Source organism: Rhizobium sp. M1, assembly GCF_002531805.1.
Lineage (GTDB): Bacteria > Pseudomonadota > Alphaproteobacteria > Rhizobiales > Rhizobiaceae > Rhizobium > Rhizobium etli_C.
Window position 1 is genome coordinate 121,642 of sequence record NZ_NWSW01000006.1, and the last position, 16,465, is coordinate 138,106.

Here is a 16,465-nt window from a genome sequence, read left to right on the forward strand (position 1 = left end):
ACCCCTGTAACGTCGCTTGAAAAACAGGGGAACATCCGTGCGCATCCTGCTCACCGAAGACAATATCGCGCTGGCCGACGGGCTCTCGGCGATCTTGCGCGGCACGGGCCATGCCGTCGATGTGGTCCATGACGGGGCCTCCGCCAATGCCGTCATCGCGGCGGAAAATTTCGACCTTGTCATCCTCGACCTCAACCTGCCTGAGATGGACGGGCTCGACGTGCTGCGCGCCATGCGCGCCCGGCAGAATCAGGCGGCCGTCCTCATCCTGACCGCGCGTGGAGCGCCGGAGGAACGGGTAAAAGGCCTTGATCTCGGCGCCGACGATTATCTGATCAAGCCCTTCGACATCGCCGAATTCGAGGCTCGTGTGCGCGTGCTGCTGCGCCGCCAGGCCGGGCTGCGTTCGGCGACGGTCGGCTTCGGCGGCATTTCCTTCGATCTCAATTCCCGCACCTTCTCCGCCGGTTCCACCCCTCTTGACATTCCCGCCCGAGAACTTGGCCTGCTCGAAATCCTCTTCATGCGGGCCGGCAAGGTCGTGGCCAAGGAGGCGATCATACAGTCGCTGACCGCCTTCGACGACGACATTTCCGCAAACGCCATCGAGCAATATGTCAGCCGGCTGAGAAAGCGCCTTTCGCCGCATGGCCTGACAGTCAAGACTGCCCGCGGCATCGGCTATTATCTCGACAAGCTGCCCGAGGCTTCATGAAGGCCGCCTACTCTCTCCGGCGCCGGCTGCTCTTCTGGCTGCTCGTCTCCACGGCCGTCATCGGCATGCTGGCGCTTGCCGATACCTATCGCGAGGCTGTGCAGACCTCGAACATCGTCTCCGACCGTGTTCTCGCCGGCTCGGCGCTCGCGATCGCCGAACGGGTCGTCGTCGCCGAAGATGGCACGCTGCAGGTCGATATCCCCTATGTCGCGCTCGAAATGCTGACTTCGGCCGCGCAGGACCGCGTCTTCTACCGCGTCGACGGCCCGCCGGGCCAATTCATCACCGGTTACCAGGCTCTGCCGGTCCTGCAGAAGACGCCGAGCGGTGCGGCCGCCTTCGCCGACGACACCTTTCGCGGCGAGCCGATCCGCATCGCCACGCTCGAACGGTCCGCCTCGACCGGCATCCGCTCGGTACCCTTCGTCGTGACCGTCGCCGAAACCACGATCGCCCGCCGACAGTTGACCCAGGCGATCCTCGTGCGTTCTGCACTGCGCCTCGCCGTCATGATCGCCGGAGCGGCGGTGATCGTCTGGATCTCGGTCACGGTGGCGCTCCGCCCGCTCTACAAGCTCGGCGACGCCATCGGCGAACGCAGTCCTGACGATCTGCATCCGATCGAACAAACCGTGCCGAGCGAGGTCGAGCCGCTGGTCGATACGGTCAATTCCTTCATGGTCCGCCTGCAGTCGGCGCTCGATGCCCTGCGCAATTTCACCGGCAATGCCAGCCACCAGCTGCGCACGCCGCTGGCGATTATCCGCACCCAGCTTGCACTTTCGGCCCGCGCCGGCTCGCTCGGTGAAGCCCAGGCGGCAGCGCTGAAGGGCGACCAGGCCGTCGCGCATGCCGAGCGCATCCTTGCCCAGCTTCTGCTGATGGCGAAGATCGACGCCGCCACGGCCAAGGAGGCGCTGACCGCCTCCGCCATCGATCTCGCCGCCATCGCCCAGGAAATCACCGGCGAACAGATCCCGGCCGCTGCCGTCGCCGGCATCGATCTCGGCTTCGAGGGTGAGAGCCCGGCGATGATCCGCGCCGAGCCGCTGCTGATCGGCGAAATGCTGCGCAATCTTGCCGGCAATGCCATCGCCTATGCCGGCAAGGGGGCTGAAGTCACCGTCCGCGTCATCGCCGCCGCCGAGACGATCCGCCTCGAAGTCGAGGACAACGGCCCCGGTATTGCGCGCGAGAAGCTGGAGGCAGTACGCCGCCGTTTTTCGCGCGGCAATGATTCCGCCGCGCCCGGCGCCGGCCTCGGCCTTCCCATCGTCGAGGAAATCGCCAATCTTTTCAATGCTGTCATGACGTTGGAACCTGGAACGGGCGACCGCGGGCTGAAGGTGGCCGTCACCTTTGCCAGGGCGTCGTAAAAGCCGTCGCCACCCCGGCCTTTGCACCTTGCTTTCTTTCGCTGCATTGCACAGACTGGCTTTGGGAACAGCAAGACGCACGACGATGCGCGCAGGATAAAAAGAGAAATATGTCGATCAAAGCCAGTATCTATCACCTGACGCATTATATCTATGACAAGCCGGTTCGCCTCGGCCCCCAGATTATCCGGTTGAAACCGGCCTCGCATTCGAAGACACGGGTGCTCAGCCACTCGCTGAAGGTCACGCCCTCCAACCATTTCGTCAATCTGCAGCAGGATCCCTACGGCAATTATCTCGCCCGCTACGTCTTCCCGGACCCGGTAACGGAGTTCAAGATCGAGGTCGACCTCGTCGCCGACATGACGGTCTACAACCCGTTCGACTTCTTCGTCGAAGAAGAAGCGACCAAATGGCCCTTCGATTATCCCGAAACGATCCGCGAGGATCTGTCGATCTACATGACGCCCGAGCCGGCCGGCCCGCGCCTGAAGGCGCTGCTGCCGACCCTCGACTGGTCGCCCGGGCAGGCGACGATCGATATGGTCGTCGGTTTGAACGCCCGCCTGCAGCGCCAGATCGGCTATGTCATCCGCATGGAAGCCGGCGTGCAGACGCCGGAGGAAACGCTGGAAACAGCCAAGGGCTCGTGCCGCGACACCAGCTGGCTGCTCGTCCAGATCCTTCGCCATCTCGGCCTCGCCGCCCGCTTCGTCTCCGGGTACCTCATCCAGCTGACGCCGGATCTGAAGGCGCTCGACGGCCCCTCCGGCACCGAAGTCGATTTCACCGACCTGCATGCCTGGGCCGAGGTCTACCTGCCCGGCGCCGGCTGGGTCGGCCTCGATCCCACATCGGGCCTCTTGACCGGGGAAAGCCACATCCCGCTGGCCGCCACGCCGCATTACCGCAACGCCGCGCCGATCTCTGGCGGTTACTTCGGCGAGGCCGAAACCGAATTCGCCTTCGACATGAAGGTTTCGCGCGTCGCCGAGCACCCGCGCATCACCAAGCCCTTCTCGGATGAAAGCTGGGAGGAGCTCAACGAACTCGGCGAGAAGGTCGACCGTGTCCTCGAAGCAGAGGACGTACACCTGACGATGGGCGGCGAGCCGACCTTCGTTTCGATCGACGACTTCCAGTCCGAAGAGTGGAACACCGCCGCCGTCGGCCCGACCAAGCGCGAAAAGGCCGACAGCCTGATCCGCCGGCTGCAGGAGCGCTTCGCCCCCGGCGGCTTCCTGCATTACGGCCAGGGAAAATGGTATCCGGGCGAAAGCCTGCCGCGCTGGACCTTCTCGCTCTACTGGCGCCGCGACGGCAAGCCAATCTGGCAGAACCTCGATCTGGTCGCCGCCGAAGGCAGGGATACCGGTGTTGCAGCCGAGGATGCCGAAAAGCTCTTGACGGCGATCGCGAGAGAATTGGCGATCAAGCCCGACATGGTGCAGCCGGCCTTTGAGGACCCGGCCGACTGGATCATCAAGGAAGGCAATCTTCCCGACAATGTCGATCCGGCGAATTCGAAGCTGAAGGATCCCGAGGAACGCAACCGCATCGCCCGCGTCTTCGATCGTGGCCTCACCGTCCCCACCGGTTACATCCTTCCGGTCCAGGCATGGAACGCCAGGGCCGCTGAAAGCCGGGTCTGGGTCAGCGAGAAATGGCGCACCCGCCGCGGCAGGATCTTCCTTGTGCCTGGCGACAGCCCGATCGGCTACCGCCTGCCGCTCGGCACCCTGCCCTATGTCCCCCCGGCACGCTATCCCTATATCCATCCCGCCGATCCGACGATCCCGCGCGAACCGCTGCCTGACGTTTTCGTACCGGCCGGCCGCGCCATGCCGGAAGCCTCCTTCCACGCCGGCGAGAACAATCGCAGTCGGATCGAACAGACGCTCGGAGAAATCGGCGGCGCCGTGCGCACTGCCATGTCGGTCGAACCGCGTGACGGCAGGCTCTGCGTCTTCATGCCGCCGGTCGAGCGGATCGAGGATTATCTTGAGCTGATCGCCGCTGCCGAAAACGCCGCCGCCGAGCTCAAGCTTCCCGTTCATATCGAAGGTTATCCGCCGCCGCAGGACGAGCGCATCAACGTCATCCGCGTCGCCCCGGATCCCGGCGTCATCGAGGTCAACATCCATCCGGCATCCAACTGGAAGGATTGCGTCGATATCACCACGGCAATCTACGAGGAGGCGCGCGCCACCCGGCTCGGCGCCGACAAATTCATGATCGACGGCCGTCATACCGGCACCGGCGGCGGCAACCATGTCGTCGTCGGCAGCGCCAATCCGAACAACAGCCCCTTCCTGCGCCGTCCGGATCTGTTGAAGAGCGTCGTCCTCCATTGGCAGCGCCACCCCTCGCTCTCCTACCTCTTCTCCGGCATGTTCATCGGCCCGACCAGCCAGGCGCCGCGCATCGACGAGGCTCGCCACGACAGCCTCTACGAGCTGGAGATCGCCATGGCGCAGATCGCGGCGCCCGGCCGCGGTCAGCCGCCGCTGCCCTGGCTCGTCGACCGCCTGTTCCGCAATCTCTTGACCGATGTCACCGGCAACACCCACCGCGCCGAGATCTGCATCGACAAGCTGTTTTCGCCCGACGGCCCGACCGGCAGGCTCGGCCTCATCGAGTTCCGCGGCTTCGAGATGCCGCCGAATGCCCGCATGTCGCTTGCCCAGCAATTGCTCGTGCGCGCGCTGATCGCCCGCTTCTGGGTCAACCCGGTCGACGGCAAGTTCGTCCGCTGGGGCACGACCCTGCACGACCGCTTCATGCTGCCGCATTTCGTCTGGGCCGATTTCCTCGACGTGCTCGCCGATCTTCGCGAAAACGGCTTCGACCTCAGCCCGGAATGGTTCAAGGCCCAGCTCGAATTCCGCTTCCCCTTCTGCGGCGAAGTCGAATACGAGGGCTCGAAGCTGGAACTGCGCCAGGCGCTGGAGCCTTGGCATGTCATGGGCGAGGAAGGCGCGGTCGGCGGCACCGTGCGCTACGTCGACTCCTCCGTCGAGCGCCTCCAGGTGCGGTTCGAAACCAGTAATACGGCCCGCTACACGGTGACTTGCAACGGCCGCACCCTGCCGCTGACGCCGACCGGCACCTCCGGCGTATCGGTCGCCGGCGTCCGCTACAAGGCATGGCAGCCGGCTTCGGGCCTGCACCCTGTCCTGCCGGTCAACACACCTTTGACTTTTGACATTTATGATACATGGTCGAAGCGTTCGATCGGCGGCTGCATCTATCATGTTGCCCATCCGGGCGGCCGGACCTATGACACCTTCCCGGTCAACGGCAACGAGGCGGAAGCAAGGCGGCTCGCCCGCTTCGAACCGTGGGGGCATACGGCAGGCGGTTATATCCCGCGCGCCGAGACGGGTTCGCTTGAATTCCCGCTGACGCTGGATCTGCGGCGGCCCGCCGGAATTTGAGCCGGGATCGAGGCCAAGGGCTGAGGCCGGGGTTGGGATGTGAGTTTTGATGGGTAAAAGGCCCGCAGCGGAGCGCAAGGGTGAGGCAGAGGTTCGCATCGGCAAGGATGCGGCCTTCGACTATGCGCCGCTTCCCGGCACTGCCGACGAGATGGTCGACAATAATGGCGTCGTCCGCCCCGTCTGGCAGCGTTTCCTCTCGCATCTCGGCGCAATGCCGGAAAAGGATCTCGCCGAGCGTTTCGCTCGCGCCGACCGCTATCTCAGGGATGCCGGCGTCTTCTACCGCGCCTATGGCAGCAAGGGCACCGGCGAACGCGCCTGGCCGATCTCGCATATCCCGGTGCTGATCGACGAGCGCGAATGGCAGGCGCTGTCGGCGGGCCTGGTCCAGCGCGCCGATCTGTTGGAAGCGATCGTCGCCGATATCTATGGCGACAACCGGCTGGTGGAGGAAGGGGTGCTGCCGCCGGCGCTGATCGCCGCCAATCCGGAATTCCAGCGCCCGCTCTCCGGCATCAGACCGGCATCCGGCCACTATCTGCATTTCTGCGCTTTCGAGATCGGCCGCGGGCCTGACGGCAATTGGTGGGTGCTCGCCGACAGGACGCAGGCGCCATCGGGCGCCGGTTTCGCGCTGGAAAGCCGCGTCGCCACCACCCGCGCCTTCTCGGATATCTACGCCGAAACCCCAGTCCACCGCCTCGCCTCCTTCTTCGGCGCCTTCCGCGATGCGCTGCAGAGCTTGAAACATTCCGGCGACGACCGCATCGCCGTGCTGACGCCGGGCCCGGCCAACGAGACCTACTATGAACACGCCTATATCGCCCGCTATCTCGGCCTCATGCTGCTCGAGGGCGAGGATCTGACCGTCGTCAAGGGCCGCGTCATGGTGCGCACCGTCGCCGGCCTGAAGCCGATCGGCGTGCTCTGGCGCCGTCTCGATTCCGCCTTCGCCGACCCGCTGGAACTGAACCAGAATTCGCATATCGGCACGCCCGGCCTCGTCGAAGCCTTGCGCACCGAAAGCGTCACCATCGTCAATGCGCTCGGCACCGGCATTCTCGAAACCCGGGCGCTTCTGGCCTTCACGCCGACCATCTGCCGCCGTCTGTTGGGGCAGGATCTGCGGCTGCCCTCGATTGCGACCTGGTGGTGCGGCCAGGAGGAAGAGCGCGAGCACGTCGCCAAGAATATCGAGAAGATGGTGATTGGCCCGGCCTATTCCCGGGCGCCCTTCTTCGACGACGACGGCGAATCCGTGCTCGGCTCGTCGCTGCGGGCGACCGCCAGGGATTCCATCACCGATTGGCTGAGTTCGGACGGCCCCAAGCTGGTCGGCCAGGAGGTCGTCACACTCTCGACGACGCCGGCCTGGGTGGACGGCAAGCTGGTGCCGCGGCCGATGTCGCTGCGCGTCTTCGCCGCCCGCACCGCCAACGGCTGGCAGATCATGCCCGGCGGTTTTGCCCGCATCGGCTCCGGCGCCGATGTCGCGGCAATCGCCATGCAGTCGGGCGGCGCGGCCGCCGATGTCTGGATCGTCAGCGACAAGCCGGTCGAGCGCCACACGCTGCTGCCGGCCGAAGGCAGCTTCACCCGCAATATGCCGGGCAGCCTGCCGAGCCGGGCGGCCGACAACCTGTTCTGGCTCGGCCGCTACATCGAACGCGCCGAAGGGGCGTTGCGCATCCTGCGCGCCTGGCATGCGCGTTATGCCGAGGCCGCCGATCCGAGCCAGCCGCTGCTTGCCGACGTCTCGGCCTATCTCGCCGCCGTCGATATCGATACTGCCGAGGCCGTGCCGGAAACGCTCTTACGCAACATCGACAGCGCGGTTTATTCGGCGAGCAATATCCGCGACCGTTTTTCGCCGGACGGCTGGCTGGCGCTCAACGATCTCGCCAAGACCGCCCGCCGTTTCCGTGTCACCGTCACTGCCGGCGACGACGCCAGCCACGCGATGACGATCCTTCTGCGCAAGCTCGCCGGTTTTGCCGGCCTCGTGCACGAGAACATGTACCGCTTCATGGGTTGGCGCTTCCTCTCGCTCGGCCGCTATATCGAGCGCGGCCTGCACATGACCCGCCTGCTCGGCCACATGTCCGGCCCGGAAGCGCCCGACGGCGCGCTCGACATGCTGCTGGAAATCGGCGACAGCGTCATGACCCACCGCCGCCGCTACAACGTCAATACGGCGCGGCTGACGGTCACCGACCTCTTGGCGCTCGATCCGCTCAACCCGCGCTCGGTGCTCTTCCAGGTGAACGAGATCCACCACGAGGTCGAGCAATTGCCGAATGCCCTGATCAACGGCCAGATGTCGCCCTTCTACCGCGAGGCGATGCGGCTTCATTCCGGCCTGGCGGTGATGACGCCGGAGGGCATGGGGCCTGAGGTCTATCAGCGGTTCGAACGCGAATTGGAGCAGCTTTCCGACCTGCTCGCCCAGACCTATCTCGGGTGACGGCAGTGCTTTACGACCTCTCGCTCCGCATGGGTTACATCTACGACGTCCCGGCATCCGGCGCTCGCCACATCATGCGCCTGATGCCGCTGTCGCTCACCAACCGGCAACGCCTGGTCGCCGGTTCGATCACGATTTCGCCGACGCCGGACGAGCAGTCGCATTTCGTCGATTTCTTTCAACACCCCGCCACCTCCTTCATGCTGCGCGCGCCGCACGAGGCGCTCGACATTCGCATGCAGGCCCGCGTGCAGGTCGAAAGCCAGCCGATCGCCGCCGATTTCTCGCCGCTGCTTGCCGACCTGCCCGAGGAGATAGCAGGCACCTGGTCGCTGGCGCCGGATTCGCCGCACCACTTTCTCGGCGACAGCCCGCGCCTGACGCAGACGCGCGAGATCGCCGACTATGCCCGAAGCTGCGCCAAGCCCGATCTGACGGCGATGCAGATCGCCCATGCGCTCTGCACCCGCATCAACAAGGATTTCACCTACGATCCCGACGCGACGACGGTCGACACGACACCGCTCGAGGCTTTCAAGCTGAAGCGCGGCGTCTGCCAGGATTTTACCCACATCATGATCATGGCGCTGCGAAGCCTCGGCATTCCGGCGGGTTACGTCTCCGGCTTCCTGCGCACCATCCCGCCGCCCGGCAAGGAACGGCTGGAAGGGGCCGATGCCATGCATGCCTGGGTCAGGATCTGGTGCGGCGAGACGATCGGCTGGATCGAGCTCGACCCGACCAACGACATCCCCGCCGGCACCGACCACATCGTCGTCGCCTATGGGCGCGATTATTCCGACGTCGTCCCCGTTATCGGTGTGTTGAAAAGCTATGGCGGCCAGCGTGCGGTCCAGGCGGTCGACGTGATCCCGCTGAAATAAGGCAATCCCAAAACTGGAAAAAACCGGCGATTCGTTAAAATTCTATTGACGCCGTAAGGTCGGCGTAAAGAACCAGCATGCGTTAATCACCTGACAGGGTTTCCACTTGGGTGAACATGATGAGCACCTTCTCTTTGCATCCCTGCCTGCGTCGCATGTTTAGCGATCGAGGCGGTAATTTCGGTATCATGACGGCGATTTTGGCGCCGGTTCTTCTCGGTGCTGCCGGCATGGCGGTCCATGTCGGCGATATGCTGCTCTCCAAGCAGCAACTGCAGGAAGCAGCCGATTCGGCGGCGCTTGCGACCGCCACCGCGCTGGCGAATGGCACGATCCAAACCTCTCAGGCCGAGGCCTTCGCGCGGAATTTCGTCGCAGGGCAAATGGCGAATTATCTGCAAAGCGGCGTCGACATTAAAAGCGCGACGGGCGTTAGCGTGCAGACAAACACATCGGGAAATTCGACATCCTACCAGGTGACGGTTTCGCCGAGCTACGACCTGACGGTCAATCCGCTGATGCAGGCGGTCGGCTTCACCACGCAGCACCTTTCGACATCAGGCACGACGGTCGGCGGCCATTCGCAGACTCAGACCCAGGGCTCCATCTCGATGTATCTGGCGCTCGACAAATCAGGATCGATGGGAGAGGACACGGCGACCGTCAACGAGGAAGATCCCACGGAATCATATACCTATGCCTGCAATCCCCACTATAACAAGAAGGGCAAGGAGGTCTGGGACACCTGCACGGGCAGTCGCGCGAACTACTACACGAAAATAGAAGCGCTGAAGATGGCCGCCGGCAATCTCTTCGCCCAGTTGAGCACCGCCGATCCCAACGCCCAATACGTCCGCACCGGTGCGGTCTCTTACGATATCGTTCAATACGCACCCAGCAGTCTCGCCTGGGGAACTGTTGGTGTTTCGAGCTATGTCAATGCGCTTCAGGCGAATGGCGGTACGAATTCCAGCGGCGCTATGAGCACCGCCTATTTGTCCCTGACGGCAAAGAATGCTGCGGGGAACGACGCCGAAGACTCCGCCCACCAGTTGAAGAGCGGGCAGATACCCAAGAAGTACATCGTCTTCATGACGGACGGCAACAATAACGACGACAGCAGCGGCGGCCGTTCATATGACACGCTGACCAAGGCGACATGCGACACAGCCAAGTCCAAGGGCATTGTGATCTATACGATCGCCTTCATGGCGCCCGAGGGCGGACAGGCGCTGCTGCAGTATTGCGCCTCAGACGCCTCCCACTATTTCCAGGCGGAAAAAATGGAAGACCTTTTCGCCGCGTTCAAAGCGATCGGAGCGAAGGCGTCCACTCAAGTGACGCGCCTGACGAACTGACGATACTGCCAGCCGAAAGCCGATCAAAAAAGCCGCGCCGGTACAAACCGGCGCGGCTTTTCGTTATCGCTATCCCATCCATCTGATCGGGAAAAGCGTTTGAAATCAATCCCCTCGAACCCCGTGAATATGAAGGTTTCGCAAATTTTTCGTTTGTCCAAATCCTTTGTTGCAAGTGCTTCCTAACGATGCATAAACTGTGGTCCGCGCAAGCGACAAATCGATTAAATCAGGCATAACACCCTGAAACCAAATTAAAATTGGCGAGATCTGACCATGAATACCGTTTCCAAGCCGGTTATCCCTTCTCCCGCTCCCCGCAGTTCAAGGCCGGAAATTCTCGCTGAAGAAATCATCGAACGTCTGACCTACCGCATCGGCAAGGACGCCAAGGTGGCGAAGCCGCATGACTGGCTGACGGCGACGATCCTGGTGGTGCGCGACCGCATCATCGACAAGTGGATGGCCTCCACCCGCGAGGTCTATGCGACCGGCGCCAAGCGCGTCTATTATCTTTCCCTCGAATTCCTGATCGGCCGCCTGATGCGCGACGCCGTCTCGAATCTCGGCCTGATGGAAGAGGTGCGCGATGCGCTCGCCTCGCTCGGCGTCGATGTCAACGTCATTGCCGGGCTGGAGCCGGATGCCGCACTCGGCAATGGCGGCCTCGGGCGTCTCGCCGCCTGCTTCATGGAGAGCATGGCGACGGTCGACGTCCCGGCCTATGGCTACGGTATCCGCTATGTCCATGGCCTCTTCCGCCAGCAGCTGGCCGACGGCTGGCAGGTGGAACTGCCCGAAAACTGGCTCGCCCACGGCAATCCCTGGGAGTTCGAGCGCCGCGAGAGCTCCTATGAAATCGGCTTTGGCGGTTCCGTCGAATTCATCACCACCCATGACGACCAGCCGCGCTACGTCTGGAAACCGGCCGAACGCGTCATCGCCGCCGCCTTCGACACGCCGGCCGTCGGCTGGCGCGGCAAACGCGTCAACACGCTGCGCCTCTGGTCGGCGCAGCCGATCGATCCGATCCTGCTCGATGCCTTCAACGCCGGCGACCACATCGGCGCGCTGCGCGAAAGCAACAAGGCCGAAAGCCTGACCCGGGTTCTCTATCCGGCCGACGCCACGCCGGCCGGCCAGGAACTGCGCCTGCGCCAGGAATTCTTCTTCTCGTCCGCTTCGCTGCAGGACATCCTGCGCCGCCACCTGCAGCAATATGATGATTTCACCTCGCTGCCGGACAAGGTGGCCATCCAGTTGAACGACACCCATCCGGCCGTCTCGGTCGCCGAACTCGTGCGTCTGCTCTGCGACGTGCACGGCATGGATTTCGAACAGGCCTGGGAGATCACCCGCCACACGTTCTCCTATACAAATCACACGCTTCTGCCCGAAGCGCTGGAAAGCTGGCCGGTGCCGCTGTTCGAGCGCCTGCTGCCGCGTCACATGCAGATCGTCTATGCGATCAACGCCAAGATCCTGCTCGATGCCCGCAAGACCAAGAATTTTTCCGACAGCGAAATCCGCTCGATCTCGCTGATCGAGGAAAGCGGCGACCGCCGCGTGCGCATGGGCAACCTCGCCTTCATCGGCTCGCATTCGATCAACGGCGTCTCGGCCCTGCACACCGATCTGATGAAGGTCACGGTCTTTGCCGACCTGCACAAGCTCTATCCCGACCGCATCAACAACAAGACCAACGGCATCACGCCGCGCCGCTGGCTGCAGCAGTGCAATCCCGGCCTCACCGGCCTGATCCGCGAGGCGATCGGCGACGAGTTCCTCGATGATGCCGAAAAGCTGCGCCCGCTCGAGGCGCATGCTTCCGATCCGAGCTTCCAGCAGAAGTTCGCGGCGATAAAGCGGGCCAACAAGGTGGCGCTCTCCAATCTCGTCGCCAGCCGCATGGGCGTGAAGCTCGATCCGTCGGCGATGTTCGATATCCAGATCAAGCGCATCCACGAATATAAGCGCCAACTGCTGAACATCATCGAAGCCGTTGCCCTCTACGACCAGATCCGCTCGCATCCGGAGCTGGACTGGGTGCCGCGCGTCAAACTCTTCGCCGGCAAGGCGGCGCCGAGCTACTACAACGCCAAGCTGATCATCAAGCTGATCAACGACGTCGCCCGCACCATCAACAACGACCCGTCGGTGCGCGGCCTGTTAAAGGTCGTCTTCGTGCCGAACTACAATGTCTCGCTCGCCGAGGTCATGGTTCCGGCCGCCGACCTCTCCGAGCAGATTTCGACCGCCGGCATGGAGGCATCCGGCACCGGCAACATGAAGTTCGGCCTCAACGGGGCGCTGACGATCGGCACGCTCGACGGCGCCAATGTCGAGATGCGCGACAATGTCGGCGAAGACAACATCGTCATCTTCGGCCTCAGGGCCGACGAGGTTGCCAAGGTCCGCAGCGACGGCCACAATCCCCGCGCCATCATCGAGGGCTCGCGCGAACTCTCGCAGGCGCTCTCCGCCATCGGCTCCGGCGTCTTCTCGCCCGATGATCGCAACCGCTACACGGCGCTGATCGACGGCATCTATTGGCACGACTGGTTCATGGTCGCCGCCGATTTCGACGCCTATGCCCAGGCTCAGCGCGACGTCGACCAGATCTGGACCAACCAGTCCGACTGGTACACCAAGACGATCAACAATACGGCGCGGATGGGCTGGTTCTCTTCCGACCGCACGATCAGGCAATATGCAGACGAAATCTGGAGAGCCGGATGAAAACGCCGAAAACCATCCCTGAAGTAAAGCTTTCCTGGGAAATTTCGGCAGATGAAATCACGGCGATCCTTGCCGGCTCGCATTCCAATCCCTTTGCCGTCCTAGGTGTGCACCAGGCCGGCGACGCCTTCGTCGCCCGCTGTTTCATTCCGGGCGCCGAAGACGTGACCGCCATGACGCTCGACGGCGTCGTCGTCGGCGAACTGAAGCAGCTGCATGCCGACGGCTTCTTCGCCGGCCCCGTTTCGCTGACCAGGCTGCAGCCGGTGCGCTACCGCGCCCGGCGCGGCGATGCCGAATGGGCCGTCACCGACCCCTACAGCTTCGGGCCGGTGCTTGGGCCGATGGACGATTATTTCGCCCGCGAAGGCTCGCATCTGCGTCTGTTCGACAAGATGGGCGCTCACCTCATCCGCCATGACGGCGCCCAGGGCATGCACTTCGCCGTCTGGGCCCCGAATGCGCAGCGCGTCTCGGTCGTCGGCGATTTCAACAATTGGGACGGCCGCCGCCACGTCATGCGGCTGCGCGCCGACAGCGGCATCTGGGAGATCTTTGCCCCTGATGTGCCGATCGGCGCCGCCTACAAATTCGAGATCCGCGGCCATGACGGCGTATTGCTGCCGCTGAAGGCCGATCCCTTCGCCCGGCGCAGCGAGCTGAGGCCGAAGACCGCCTCGGTCGCCGCCGCCGAGCTGGAGCAGGTCTGGGAGGACGAGGCCCATCTGAAGCATTGGCGCGAGACCGACAAGCGCCGCCAGCCGATCTCCATTTATGAGGTTCACGCCGCCTCCTGGCAGCGTCGGCAGGACGGCACCATGCTGTCCTGGGACGAGCTCGCCTCCAGCCTCATCCCTTATTGCGTCGACATGGGTTTCACCCATATCGAATTCCTGCCGATCACCGAACATCCCTACGATCCCTCCTGGGGCTACCAGACGACCGGCCTCTACGCGCCGACCGCCCGCTTCGGCGAACCGGAGGGTTTTGCCCGTTTCGTCAACGGCTGCCACAAGGTCGGCATCGGCGTCATCCTCGACTGGGTGCCGGCGCATTTCCCGACCGACGAGCATGGCCTCGGCTGGTTTGACGGCACGGCGCTCTATGAGCACGAAGACCCGCGCAAGGGCTTCCACCCCGACTGGAACACGGCGATCTACAATTTCGGCCGCACCGAGGTCGTTTCCTATCTCGTCAACAACGCCCTCTATTGGGCCGAGAAGTTCCATCTCGACGGACTGCGGGTCGATGCCGTCGCCTCGATGCTCTATCTCGATTATTCCCGCAAACACGGCGAATGGATCCCGAACGAGTATGGCGGCAACGAGAACCTCGAAGCGGTCCGCTTTCTGCAGGACCTCAATATCCGCATCTATGGCCTGCATCCCAATGTCATGACCATCGCCGAGGAATCGACCTCCTGGCCGAAGGTCTCGCAGCCCGTCCACGAAGGCGGCCTCGGCTTCGGCTTCAAGTGGAACATGGGCTTCATGCACGACACGCTGAGCTACATGAAACGCGATCCGGTGCACCGCAAGCACCATCACAACGAGCTCACCTTCGGCCTGCTCTATGCTTATTCCGAAAATTTCGTCCTGCCGCTGTCGCATGACGAGGTCGTCCACGGAAAGGGCTCGCTGATCGCCAAGATGCCGGGTGACGACTGGCAGAAGTTCGCCAATCTGCGCGCTTACTACGCCTATATGTGGGGCTATCCCGGCAAGAAGCTGTTGTTCATGGGCCAGGAATTCGCCCAGTGGAGCGAGTGGAGCGAGGCGAAGTCGCTCGACTGGAACCTACTGCAATACCGTATGCACGAGGGCATGCGCCGCCTGGTGCGCGACCTCAACTTCACCTACCGCAGCAAACAGGCGCTGCATGAGCGTGACTGCGAGGGCGAAGGTTTCGAATGGCTGGTTGCCGACGACGGCGAGAATTCCGTCTTTGCCTGGCTGCGCAAGGCGCCGGGCCAGAAGCCGATTGCCGTCATCACCAATTTCACGCCCGTCTATCGCGAGAATTATTCGATCCGCCTGCCTCTGGCGGGCCGCTGGCGGGAGATTCTGAATACCGATGCCGACATCTACGGCGGCAGCGGCAAGGGCAATGGCGGGCGCGTGCAGGCCGTCGATGCCGGCGGCAACATCACCTGCTCGATTACGCTGCCGCCTTTGGCAACGATCATGCTTGAACCTGAAAATTAAGACTGGTGGGAGGAGAAAATGGTAGAAAAGCGTATTCAGCCACTTGCCCGCGATGCAATGGCCTATGTTCTGGCGGGCGGCAGGGGGAGCCGTCTCAAGGAACTCACCGACCGGCGCGCCAAGCCCGCCGTTTATTTCGGCGGCAAGGCCCGCATCATCGATTTCGCTCTGTCGAACGCGCTGAACTCCGGCATTCGCCGCATCGGCGTCGCGACGCAATACAAGGCGCATTCGCTGATCCGCCACATGCAGCGCGGCTGGAACTTCTTCCGCCCGGAGCGCAATGAGAGCTTCGACATCCTGCCGGCCAGCCAGCGCGTCTCCGAGACCCAATGGTATGAAGGCACGGCCGACGCCGTCTATCAGAACATCGACATCATTCAGGATTACGGTGTCGAATACATGGTCATTCTGGCCGGCGACCACGTCTACAAGATGGACTATGAATGGATGCTGCAGCAGCACGTCGATTCCGGCGCCGACGTCACCATCGGCTGCCTGGAAGTGCCGCGCATGGAAGCGGTGGGCTTCGGCGTCATGCATGTCAACGAGAAGGACGAGATCATCGCCTTCGTCGAGAAGCCGGCCGATCCGCCGCCCATTCCCGACAAGCCGGATTACGCGCTGGCCTCGATGGGCATCTATGTCTTCCACACCAAGTTCCTGCTCGATGCACTGCGCCGCGATGCCGCCGATCCGACCTCGAGCCGCGATTTCGGCAAGGACATCATCCCCTATATCGTCCAGCATGGTAAGGCGGTCGCCCACCGCTTCGCCAAATCCTGTGTCCGGTCGGATTTCGAGCACGAGCCCTATTGGCGCGACGTCGGCACGATCGACGCCTATTGGCAGGCCAATATCGACCTGACGGCGATCGTGCCGGAGCTCGATATCTACGACAAGTCCTGGCCGATCTGGACCTATGCCGAGATCACCCCGCCGGCAAAATTCGTCCATGACGACGAGGATCGCCGCGGCTCGGCCACGTCTTCCGTCGTCTCGGGCGACTGCATCATCTCCGGTGCCAGCCTCAACAAGAGCCTGCTCTTCACCGGTGTCAGGGCCAATTCCTTCTCCAAGCTGGAAGGGGCGGTCATCCTGCCGAATGTGAAGATCGGACGGCGCGCGCAGCTCAAGAATGTGGTGATCGACCACGGCGTCGTCATTCCGGAAGGTCTTGTTGTCGGCGAGGATGACGAACTCGATGCCAAACGCTTCCGGCGGACGGAAAGCGGCATTTGCCTGATCACGCAACCGATGATCGACAAGCTGGATATCTGAC

Annotated in this window: 9 protein-coding genes; all 9 read left to right on the forward strand. The window is 63.1% G+C overall.

Annotated elements, in window-relative coordinates; translation table 11 throughout:
• The first annotated feature begins 37 nt into the window (after positions 1-37).
• The 9 genes from CO655_RS06750 (at position 38) to glgC (ending at position 16,464) form a co-directional block, all read left to right on the forward strand.
• Positions 38-715, forward strand: a complete 678-nt coding sequence (locus CO655_RS06750; protein WP_085743241.1) for a response regulator transcription factor — start codon at positions 38-40, stop codon at positions 713-715.
• Entirely contained in the window at positions 712-2,094 is a 1,383-nt protein-coding gene (locus CO655_RS06755) for a sensor histidine kinase (RefSeq protein ID WP_097664173.1), read from the forward strand. The genes CO655_RS06750 and CO655_RS06755 overlap by 4 nt, the downstream gene beginning before the upstream one ends.
• Before the next feature lie 110 nt (positions 2,095-2,204).
• Positions 2,205-5,531 carry a transglutaminase family protein gene (locus CO655_RS06760; RefSeq protein WP_097603926.1) on the forward strand — a complete coding sequence of 1,109 codons (3,327 nt, stop codon included), beginning with the start codon at positions 2,205-2,207 and terminating at the stop codon, positions 5,529-5,531.
• A gap of 49 nt (positions 5,532-5,580) precedes the next feature.
• Positions 5,581-7,998 (forward strand): circularly permuted type 2 ATP-grasp protein, encoded by a 2,418-nt coding sequence (locus CO655_RS06765; RefSeq protein WP_097664174.1) that lies wholly within the window; start codon positions 5,581-5,583, stop codon positions 7,996-7,998.
• Positions 7,995-8,882: a transglutaminase family protein gene (locus CO655_RS06770; protein WP_097664175.1), complete on the forward strand. Its 888-nt coding sequence runs from the start codon at positions 7,995-7,997 to the stop codon at positions 8,880-8,882. Before CO655_RS06765 ends, CO655_RS06770 begins: the two co-directional genes overlap by 4 nt.
• A gap of 119 nt (positions 8,883-9,001) precedes the next feature.
• Positions 9,002-10,240, forward strand: a complete 1,239-nt coding sequence (locus CO655_RS06775) for a pilus assembly protein (RefSeq protein WP_097664176.1) — start codon at positions 9,002-9,004, stop codon at positions 10,238-10,240.
• 276 nt (positions 10,241-10,516) lie between these two features.
• Positions 10,517-12,979: a glycogen/starch/alpha-glucan phosphorylase gene (locus CO655_RS06780; RefSeq protein WP_097664177.1), complete on the forward strand. Its 2,463-nt coding sequence runs from the start codon at positions 10,517-10,519 to the stop codon at positions 12,977-12,979.
• The gene (gene glgB / locus CO655_RS06785; RefSeq protein WP_097603921.1) at positions 12,976-15,183 is read left to right on the forward strand and encodes a 1,4-alpha-glucan branching protein GlgB; all 2,208 of its coding nucleotides are present in this window, start codon (positions 12,976-12,978) and stop codon (positions 15,181-15,183) included. Before CO655_RS06780 ends, glgB begins: the two co-directional genes overlap by 4 nt.
• A gap of 18 nt (positions 15,184-15,201) precedes the next feature.
• Positions 15,202-16,464 (forward strand): glucose-1-phosphate adenylyltransferase, encoded by a 1,263-nt coding sequence (gene glgC / locus CO655_RS06790; protein WP_097603920.1) that lies wholly within the window; start codon positions 15,202-15,204, stop codon positions 16,462-16,464.
• Position 16,465: the final 1 nt, after the last annotated feature.

What these genes read in the sequence shown, in the direction of transcription:
- CO655_RS06755 (WP_097664173.1), top strand. Translation starts at nt 712, where the DNA reads ATGAAGGCCGCCTACTCTCTCCGGCGCCGGCTGCTCTTCTGGCTGCTC.
- CO655_RS06760 (WP_097603926.1), top strand. Translation starts at nt 2,205, where the DNA reads ATGTCGATCAAAGCCAGTATCTATCACCTGACGCATTATATCTATGAC.
- CO655_RS06765 (WP_097664174.1), top strand. Translation starts at nt 5,581, where the DNA reads ATGGGTAAAAGGCCCGCAGCGGAGCGCAAGGGTGAGGCAGAGGTTCGC.
- CO655_RS06775 (WP_097664176.1), top strand. Translation starts at nt 9,002, where the DNA reads ATGAGCACCTTCTCTTTGCATCCCTGCCTGCGTCGCATGTTTAGCGAT.
- CO655_RS06780 (WP_097664177.1), top strand. Translation starts at nt 10,517, where the DNA reads ATGAATACCGTTTCCAAGCCGGTTATCCCTTCTCCCGCTCCCCGCAGT.
- glgB (WP_097603921.1), top strand. Translation starts at nt 12,976, where the DNA reads ATGAAAACGCCGAAAACCATCCCTGAAGTAAAGCTTTCCTGGGAAATT.
- glgC (WP_097603920.1), top strand. Translation starts at nt 15,202, where the DNA reads ATGGTAGAAAAGCGTATTCAGCCACTTGCCCGCGATGCAATGGCCTAT.